This window comes from Streptomyces sp. NRRL WC-3549, assembly GCF_000721935.1.
Taxonomy (GTDB): domain Bacteria; phylum Actinomycetota; class Actinomycetes; order Streptomycetales; family Streptomycetaceae; genus Streptomyces.
In genome coordinates, this window is sequence record NZ_KL585402.1 from 3,409 (window position 1) to 7,944 (window position 4,536).

The following is a 4,536-nucleotide window of genomic DNA, read 5'->3' on the forward strand; positions in this document are numbered from 1 at the left end:
GTGCGGCGCCGCCGGCACGGCGGGGGAGCAGCAGCAGAACACGGCGGCCAGCGCCAGGACCCAGCCCAGCACGGCGGGCAGCGGGGCGCTCAAGACCCTGCCCCGCCGCCGATACGCGTGCTCACCCGGTCCGGTCATCGGCCCATCGTACGGTGTGTGAACTTTCAAAGAGTGTGCGCCCACAGACGGGCGGGATAGTGTGCCCCGGTGACGACGCAATCGAACGTACCTGCGGGCTGGCATCCGGACCCCCACGGCGCACCCCAGTTGCTGCGCTACTGGGACGGCTCGCGGTGGACCGAGCACACGCATCCGGCCCAGGGCCAGGCGGCGCCCGCCCAGGGGGCCGTACCCGGCGGGCCGCAGGCCGCCGCGGTCCCGCAGCCGGCGTCCTTCGCGCAGACGGCCCCCCAGCACCCGGCGGCCCCCCAGCAGGTGCCGGCCCAGCAGGGTCCCGTCAGCTCCGGTTCGCTGTTCGACCAGCCGGTCCTCATCGTGAACCAGAAGGCGAAGCTGATCGAGGTCACGAACGAGTACCGCGTCTTCGACCAGCACGGCGCCACCGTCGGTTCGGTCGTCCAGGTCGGCCAGAGCGCCCTGCGCAAGGTGCTGCGGTTCGTCTCCAGCATCGACCAGTACCTCACGCACCGGCTGGAGATCCGCGACGCCCACGGCCGGCCGCAGCTGATCCTGACCCGGCCCGCGAAGTTCATCAAGTCCCGGGTCATCGTGGAGCGCCCGGACGGCGGCACGGTCGGGGAGATCGTCCAGCAGAACGCCATCGGCAAGATCAACTTCGCCATCATGGCCAACGGGCAGCAGGTCGGTGCGATCAAGGCGGAGAACTGGCGCGCCTGGAACTTCGCCGTCGTCGACCACAACGACGCCGAGGTCGCCCGGATCACCAAGACCTGGGAAGGCCTGGCGAAGACCATGTTCACCACGGCGGACAACTACGTCCTGCAGATCCACTACCAGCTGCCCGAGCCGCTGCTGAGCCTCGTGGTGGCGACGGCCCTGACCGTGGACACCGCGCTCAAGCAGGACGCCCGCGGCCTCGGCTGATCCGAAGGCCCTCGCGGCGTCGGCCGGGTCGGGCGGTCCACAGCCCGTCCGGTGCCGCTTGCGGACGCTCCGGGCTCGCGCGCCCCGGGCCTGCACGCTCCGGCTCGCGCGCCCCGGGCGAGGTGTACCGCCCATGAGGGCCGGGGACGCGGCAGTCGGTGGTGTGCCGGCCCGCCCTACGGTGTGTGGATGCCGAAGGGGGCGCCCTGCGGGTCGCGGAGCACCGCGACCCACGGCCCGCCGGGGACCGGCGTCGGCGGGACGATCTGCTCCCCGCCCGCGCCCAGCGCGGTGGCGGCGGCCGTCTCGACGTCGGCGACCGAGAAGTAGGGCAGCCAGCCGGGCGGTGTCACCGGCTCCTCGGACGTCTCGTCGTCCCGGATCACCTTCAGGCCGCCGAACTCGGCACCGCGCACGCCCCAGTGGGTGTACCGCTCGGTGGAGTCGACCGTCCAGCCGAACACCGCCGGGTAGAAGTCCAGCGCCCGGTCGGGGCCGTCGGTGCGCAGCTCCGCCCAGGTCAGCGCGCCCGGCTCGTTGAACCGCCCCGCGCCCGCGAAACCGCGGGCCTGCCAGAGTGAGAACACCGCGCCGGAGGGGTCGGCCACGACCGCGAACCTGCCCTCGTCGAACACGTCCACCGGCCCCGTCAGCAGGGTCCCGCCCGCCGAACGCACGGCCCGCACCGCACCGTCCGTGTCCTCGGTCGCGAAGGACACCGTCCAGGCCGGCGGCTGGTCCGGGACGTAGGCCGGGCTGAGGGCGGCCACCGGCTCCCCGCCCACGCGCGCCACCGTGTAACCGCCTGCCTCGGGGCGCGGATCGGTCGTCGGCCGCCAGCCGAACAGCGCGGCGTAGAAGGTCTTGGCGGCGGCCACGTCGGGGGTGCCCAGCTCGACCCAGCAGGGGCCGCCGGGTACCGGTTCGGTGAGCTTCATGCCGTTTCCTCCCGAGGCGTGCGCCAGGACACGTTCCTACCCTGTTGTCCAGAACGCTATGACCGGCCGCAGGCGGTGGCGACCGGAGGGGGCGGCCCGGGACCGGTCACCGTCAGACGCTTCGCAGGTGTTTTACATGTGTAACACCTGCTAATGTATATGAGTGAGTGATGCAGACATGCGACCCCGGAAGCCGTCCGCCCCCAAGCTGCCGGTGAGCGGCACCCTCCGGCTGAGAAGCCCGGCCGAGACCTGGTTCAAGCCCGCCCTGAGCGTGGTCGTCGCCTCGGGTGTGCCGAACCTGCTGCTGTACTCGCTCGACCGGCTCGACCTCGTGATGTACACGATGGCCGGTTCCCTCTGCGCCCTCTACGGGCACAACCTGCCGTACGCCCGCCGCGCCCACACCGTGGCCCGCGTCGTCCTCGGCATGGTCGCGGGCCTCGCCGTCGCCCTGGTGACCGCCGCGGTCACCGACTCGACCGCCGTACTGATCGCCGTCGGCGCGGTCCTGGCGGCCGTGCAGAAGACCTTCTGCGACGCCACCCGCATCGGGCCGCCGGGCCACGTGATCTTCTGCTTCGTGACCTCGGCGGCGCTCTTCGCCCCGCAGGAACCCGGGCAGGTACCCGGTCACCTGGCCCTCGCACTCGCCGCGGGCGCCTTCTCCTGGCTGGTCACGGTCGGACCCGCACTACGGCGCCGCGAGGGCCCCGAACGCCGGGCCACCGCCCGTGCGCTCGACGCCGCCGCGGCCTGCACGGCCGACCCCGGACACCGCACCCGGCACGCCGCGGCCGCGGCCGTCCAGGCCGCCTGGCAGTCCCTGCTCGCCGCCGGCCGCCCCCCCGCCGTACGGACGGCGGGAGCTCGAACGCCTCGTGGTCCACGCCGAACGCGCCCTCGCCACGGCGGGCGGCGACGGGGGCGCCGACCCGGACCAGCTGGCCCGATGGGCCGCGCAGACCCGGGGCCACGGCCCCGTGCCCTGCCCCGCACCGGCCCCCGGCACGGTCGAGCAGATCTTCGGCATCGACGCGGAACGGGCCGGGCAGCGCAACCGGCGCGGACGGCGCGAGGCGAGGGCGAGGCTCCTGCGCGCCCTCACCCCCGGCTCCCCGGTCCTGCCGATCGCGCTGCGCACCCTGGTCGGCTGCGCCCTGGCCGGATACCTGTCCTACGCCCTCGGTGTGGGCCGCCCGTACTGGGCGATCGTCACCGCGGCCGCCGTGTACCAGCCCAACGCCACCCAGTCCTGGAGCCGGGCGCTCCAGCGCGTGTTCGGCAACCTCGTCGGGGTGCTCGTCTTCGCCGCGGTCATCCCGGCGGCCCGGCTGAGCCCGCTGGCGCTGGTGCTGTGCGTACTGTGCTTCAACTTCGCCGCCGAGGCCCTGATCACCCGCAACTACTGGCTCGGCTCGATCGCGGTCACCCCGATGGCCCTGCTCATCGTGGAGTTCGCCGGCAGCCACCCCGCCTGGGAACTGATCAGCGACCGCACCCTGGACACCCTCGTCGGTGCCGCCACCGGGCTCCTCGCGGTGTTCGCCGTACCGAACCGGCGGGCCGGCGGGCGCGTCGAGAAGGCCCTGGCCGCGACCGGTGAGGCGCGCGAACGTGCCGAACAGCTGCTGGCCGGGCCCGCCGTCGACCCGCTGACACTCGAAGCGGCCCGCAGGCGGCTGACCTCGTCCCTGGTCGAACTGCGCGACGCGAGCGACATCGCGGCGGGGGAGTGGTGGCAGCGTGCCCTGCCCGAGGAGGACATGCTCGCCGCCGAGCAGGCCGGACACCGTACGCTCGCGGCGACAGCACAACGGCAGGGGCTGATCACCCTGCCCCCGGCGAACGGAGCGGTGTGACCGACGACATCGTGGCAGCGGTGGTACGGCAGTGGAACGCCGTCAACCCTGACCTGGACACCGGCCCGATGGAACTCATCGGCCGTATCAACCGCTGCGCGGCCCTCCTCCAGCAGGCGGAGGACGCGCCGCTGCGCGCCGCCGGGCTGACCCGCGGTGAATTCGACCTGCTCGGGGCGATGCGCCGCAACGGCAGGGAACTCACCCCGGGCGAGCTGGCCCGGGAGACCTTCTCCTCCGGCGCGGCCGTCACCAAGCGGCTCCGCGGCCTCCAGGACGGCGGACTGATCGCCCGCCGCGGTGACGCACGGGACCGCCGCGTCGCCTATCTGGGGCTCACGGAGGAGGGGCGTGCCCTCGTGGACCGTCTGCTGCCGGAGCAGCTCGCGTACGAACGCTCGCTGCTCTCCGGCCTCGACGAGTCGAGCCGCGAGGGCCTCAGCGGACAGCTCGGTGAGCTGCTGATCCAGCTGGAGGGCCGCCTCGGCGGAGCCCGCCGCTGACCGGGGAGCGGCCTCCGCCCCGTCGGCGGGGCCCTCGCCTCACCCCGCCGCCGCCCCGGCCGCGGCCGACTGCCGCAACTGCTCGGCGCGTTCGGCGAGTGCCGCGTCGGTGCCCCGGTCCGCGGGGGAGGAGGCGCTCAGCGCCAGCCGGTTCCGGCGGCCCGCCCC

Annotated in this window: 3 protein-coding genes and 1 pseudogene; 3 read left to right on the forward strand and 1 reads right to left on the reverse strand. The window is 74.0% G+C overall.

Annotation, left to right across the window (positions count from 1 at the left end; genetic code table 11):
* The first annotated feature begins 207 nt into the window (after positions 1–207).
* Positions 208–1,065, forward strand: a complete 858-nt coding sequence (locus IH13_RS0117175) for an LURP-one-related family protein (protein WP_031085387.1) — start codon at positions 208–210, stop codon at positions 1,063–1,065.
* A gap of 176 nt (positions 1,066–1,241) precedes the next feature.
* Here IH13_RS0117175 and IH13_RS0117180 read toward each other — a convergent pair whose 3' ends face one another.
* A complete protein-coding gene (locus IH13_RS0117180; RefSeq protein ID WP_031085388.1) occupies positions 1,242–2,003 on the reverse strand; it encodes a VOC family protein in 762 nt (253 codons plus the stop codon).
* 163 nt (positions 2,004–2,166) lie between these two features.
* On the opposite strand from IH13_RS0117180, the pseudogene IH13_RS37735 reads away from it, so the two are divergent.
* Positions 2,167–3,865 (forward strand): annotated as a pseudogene (locus IH13_RS37735) (FUSC family protein).
* Positions 3,862–4,368, forward strand: a complete 507-nt coding sequence (locus tag IH13_RS0117190) for a MarR family winged helix-turn-helix transcriptional regulator (RefSeq protein ID WP_031085391.1) — start codon at positions 3,862–3,864, stop codon at positions 4,366–4,368. Before IH13_RS37735 ends, IH13_RS0117190 begins: the two are co-directional and overlap by 4 nt.
* Positions 4,369–4,536: the final 168 nt, after the last annotated feature.

Coding starts and splice junctions, on each gene's coding strand:
- IH13_RS0117180 (WP_031085388.1), bottom strand. CDS start 2,003: ATGAAGCTCACCGAACCGGTACCCGGCGGCCCCTGCTGGGTCGAGCTG.